The sequence below is a fragment of the Dapis brunnea BLCC-M229 genome (genome assembly GCF_050015995.1).
Lineage (GTDB): Bacteria > Cyanobacteriota > Cyanobacteriia > Cyanobacteriales > Microcoleaceae > Trichodesmium.
Genome location: NZ_JBNHEP010000119.1, coordinates 3799 through 8329, shown reverse-complemented (window position 1 = coordinate 8329; position 4531 = coordinate 3799). Strand labels below are relative to the sequence as shown.

Below are 4531 nucleotides of genomic sequence, written 5' to 3'. Positions count from 1 at the left end.
CTATTGCTTTATACGCAATAGAAGAGAAATTTCACTATTCATCTCCCATAACCAGATGCTTCAGAAAATGAATTAACTATTGCTTTATACGCAATAGAAGAGAAATTTCACTATTCATCATTAGCTTTTTTCGTATAATTCTTTTTATGGCAAGGTTTGACTATTTTTTTCTAATGCACCATTTAAGGTGTGTCGGTCCACTAGGAGTCTATAGATTAATACTGTAACGACCTTTTTTAATTTGGTATAGAGATACTTAGCTAACTTTACCAGTTGCTTCGTTCCAACATTCAAAAGCAGTAGATATAACCGCCGAATACTTACATATTGATTCAGTTCAAGCCAAGTTTACGATAAAAAAATTGTCAAAACTACTTTAGGCAATAATTAAAGTTTAAAGCCTCTCCTTTAAAGGAGAAAAAGAAAAAATTTTCCCTACCCGGTCAATCATCTTCTTTTCAAGGAGAGGTAATTATTAATTGTTAAATTATTTTGGCTTTTTTCTTACTAAAAATGCAGCACATTCAACATGAGAAGTTTGAGGAAAAAAGTCTGCAGGTTGTACCTTGCTCAAATAATATTTATCAGTTGAACAAAGAAATTTCAAATCACGAGCCAAGGTAGCAGGTTTACAACTAATATAAACAATAAATTTAGGTAAAATTTCCAACAAAGTTTCTAAGACTAAGCGATCGCAACCTTTTCTCGGCGGGTCTAACAATACTACATCTGGTTTTACTGACAACTGAGGCAGCAAATTCTCAACTTTTCCTACATAAAAATCTACATTTATCAAGTTATTAATTTCAGCATTAAACCTAGCTCGCTCAATAGCCACTTGTTGTACTTCTAAACCAATGACCATACTTTTTCTCTTTCCTATTTCCAGAGAATCATTATGACTAACATCCTGTAAATATTTTGCCAAAGGCAAAGTAAAAGTACCAACTCCGCAATAAGCATCAACAATAATTTCCGACCCACTCAAAGCAAACTCTTCAACAACAACCTCCATTAATTTTTCAGCAGCTTTTGTATTTACCTGAAAAAAGGTATCAGCGGTCAATTGAAAATTTAAACCACCAAATTTTTCCTGCACATAAGACCGACCAGCAACACAAACAGTTTCTTCACCAAAAATAGTATTTGTCACCTTGGAGTTATAGTTCAAACAAACACCCACTAACCGAGAATAATCTTCCAGCCATTTTTTAGCTTGAACTGTAATACCAGGTAATAACTTTTCTGGATTTTCTTCACTGCCATTCACCACCAAAGTTAATAAAATTTCCCCTGTTTTTTCTCCTATCCTCAAAGATAAATGACGTAAAACACCTATATGCTTATTTTCATCATATATTTTCCATCTTCGCCTAGTAATATCCTGTTTAATTTCTTTGAGTAAAGGGTTCAAACGTTGGTCTTGAATAGGACATTGATTAAGATTAATCAATTTATGGCTACCTTTCTGATAATAGCCCGCCTTAACTTTACCTGTAGCAGAAATACCTAGAGGATATGTCACTTTGTTACGATATCCAAAAGGGGATGGAGATGGTAGAGTCGGTTTAACCTCTAATAATTCTAGTCCGCCTATTCTTTCTAAAGCTTGAATAACTTGATTTTGTTTTGCTTGAAGCTGATATTCATAACTAATATGTTGCCATTGACACCCACCACATTTGTCCGCAACAATACAGTAAGGTTCAATCCGCAGGTCAGACTTTTCTAAAAGTTGATGTAGTTTTCCGTAGGCATATTTACGTTTGACTATTATTAGGCGGGCAATGAGGCGATCGCCGGGAACTGTATCAGGCACAAATACGACTTTTTGATCATAACGACCCACTCCATCACCGTTATCTGTTAAGTCTGTGATGCTTATCTCGACTAGCTGACCTTGTTGCCAAACTGATGTTGCCAATTTTTGCTTGTTTATTTTCACTCAGTTCTTTTATATTACTGGCTATTGTTTTTCTCTATAATATAATTGTTCTATTTTAATCTTTATGATCTTAAGTCAGTTTTTTGCAATTCTGCGTTTTGTAAATTTAGCTAATTAATTGCAGGTAACAAATCATCGTCAAAAATTCGGGTAGTTGGAAAAGTGCCAGTTTTAACGGCTGGATGACAACAACAAGGGCGAGTTTTAACCCGTAGTTAGCCTGACATTCTTAGAAGTTTTCGCTATAATACTATAATGATTATACAGCGAAAAATGATTATGTATCTTACCCAAAAGAACAAAATTAGAAACCTGTCTAGTCAGGAATTTAAAGCCTTGAGACAATTGTGAAGATTGACCAAGAATATGTACAATGTAGGGCAATACTGCTGTACGACAGTTCTATTTTACTGAAGGCGGATATTTAAGATACGAGTCAAATTACCATGACTGCAAAGATAACGAAAATTACCAGCTACTTCAAACTGACATAGCACAGCCAACTTTAAAAGTTGTAGATAGGTCTTTTAAGTCATTTTTCAACTTAATTCAGAAGGCTAAAGAAGGTCTATATCGGTTTGAACAAATACGATTACCTATATATCTAAATAAAGAAGGTTATTTTCCTCTAATAATACCTCGAATAAAAGTAAGAAATGGGTATTTTAAGATCCCAATGTCTAGAAAATTCCAAGCTGAATATGGTGCAGTAAGAATCCATTTTCCTGAAAGATTAGCAGGTAAAAATCTGAAGGAAGTTCGGATGATTCCTAGATTTGACACTAGGTTTTTTGAAGTTGAATTTATTACAGAAGAGGGACAACAAACAGTAGTAAAATCTGACAATGCACTAGCAATAGACCTTGGTTTAGATAATAAGTGCAACTTGTGTATCAAATACTGGGTCATCGTTTATTTTGGACGGTAGAAAACTTAAATCAATTAACCAGTGGTACAACACGCGAAAGTTCTAGATTGCAGTCAATAAAGGATAAACAAGGCATAAAAGGTTTAACCAAAAAGCAAGTAAGCATTATCGAGACACTTAACCTTGAGATAATCCTTTAAAATGACAGATTTAGCCGTCTCATTTTTATTTGAAACTAATATAGACTATAAAAGTAAAATTGCTCAAAATTTCTTCTATGTTGCCTTCTGGAGCTATTGCCTGTTGGCTTGTCATAACAATAAATTTTAACGCCAACCTACTTAATTGCCCCATAAAAATTTTGGCATAAATAGAGAATCTCTAAAATTTGATGATGTGGAAAGGCCGTCAATGGTTAAAATAAAATATAATTCAGCAAATTTTCGATAATTATGAGTGTAGTTAGTCAAGTTATTCTCAAAGCAGACGATGAATTACGTTACCCCAGTAGCGGGGAACTTCAATCCATAAATAGTTTTTTGAAAACCGGTGAGCAGCGCGTACGAATTGCTAGCGTGCTTTCTGAAAATGAGAAAAAAATTGTGGACAAAGCTAGTCAGGAGTTATGGCGCAGGCGTCCAGATTTTATTGCTCCTGGAGGTAATGCTTTTGGTCAGCGCGAGCGTGCCTTATGCCTCCGGGACTATGGTTGGTACTTACGTTTGATTACCTACGGGATACTAGCTGGGGATAAAGACCCCATTGAAAGTATTGGTTTGATTGGTGTTCGGGAAATGTATAACTCCTTGGGTGTACCTGTTCCTGGAATGGTAGAGTCAATTCGTTGTTTAAAGCAAGCAAGTCTTGCTTTACTTGATGAAGAAGATGCTAAGGAAACTGCTCCTTACTTTGACTATATTATTCAAGCAATGTCTTAAGTTTTTTTGCTTTTTGTAGCTTTGTTTATTCCTAGGTAGGGGTTTGGTTACCAAACCCTTACATCTAGGTATTTTTGATTTTTGAGTTATTTATACATTTTTATATAGTGCTATGTATTAAAGCTATTTATATAGCGCTATATATTAGATATTTCAGAAAAAGATATAGATTTTTTGCTGGAGCAGGGAACAGCTCCAGAAGGTAAAAGGCAAGATATTTTCAGCAAAAATCTACGAAAAATTATTTACTGGGTGACTTTTACCATAAGTAGCATAAACGCTTCATGCCTTGTCTTTGAAGTAAGAGATGAAGCGTCAGATAGTTGTAACCTGCCGTGTTTTATTCTAAACTATATGTAATTTTATCAAATGTTCAATTATAGTTCTGTATGGTTGTCAACAACTTTTAATTAAACCAAATGAAGAACTCAAAGCTGTCTTAGAATTTATAGTCATTCCAGTTAAGATTGAGACAAGATTTTCTTGCCTTGAAAAAGTTTCATTTAAAAAAGTTTTCCAGTCTTATTCAGAATGACTATATCTGCTCATAATCTAATAAATTAACTGATTCTGGTATCTATAATATGGTCGTCAACGCTATTTTAAAACACATAAAATTCTCGGGAAATATGATTTAGAAAAAGAAGATAAAACCAATAAACACTATCAAGTTCTCTACTCCCAAGATGCCCAAAAAATTCTCATAAATTCCCTGAATCATTTCAACATAAAATTCTCGGGAAATATGATTTAGAAAAAGAAGATAAAACCAATAAACAC

Annotated in this window: 3 protein-coding genes; 2 read left to right on the top strand and 1 reads right to left on the bottom strand. The window is 34.0% G+C overall.

The genetic code is table 11. The features are described from left to right. Positions 1–487: 487 nt before the first annotated feature. Entirely contained in the window at positions 488–1945 is a 1458-nt protein-coding gene (rlmD, locus tag ACP6PM_RS14475; protein ID WP_426585732.1) for a 23S rRNA (uracil(1939)-C(5))-methyltransferase RlmD, read from the bottom strand. A gap of 676 nt (positions 1946–2621) precedes the next feature. On the opposite strand from rlmD, the gene ACP6PM_RS14470 reads away from it, so the two are divergent. After that, positions 2622–2873, top strand: a complete 252-nt coding sequence (locus tag ACP6PM_RS14470) for a hypothetical protein (RefSeq protein WP_426585731.1) — start codon at positions 2622–2624, stop codon at positions 2871–2873. A 392-nt stretch (positions 2874–3265) separates the two neighbouring features. Next, positions 3266–3751, top strand: a complete 486-nt coding sequence (locus ACP6PM_RS14465) for an allophycocyanin (RefSeq protein WP_426585729.1) — start codon at positions 3266–3268, stop codon at positions 3749–3751. The last annotated feature ends 780 nt before the right edge of the window (positions 3752–4531 follow it).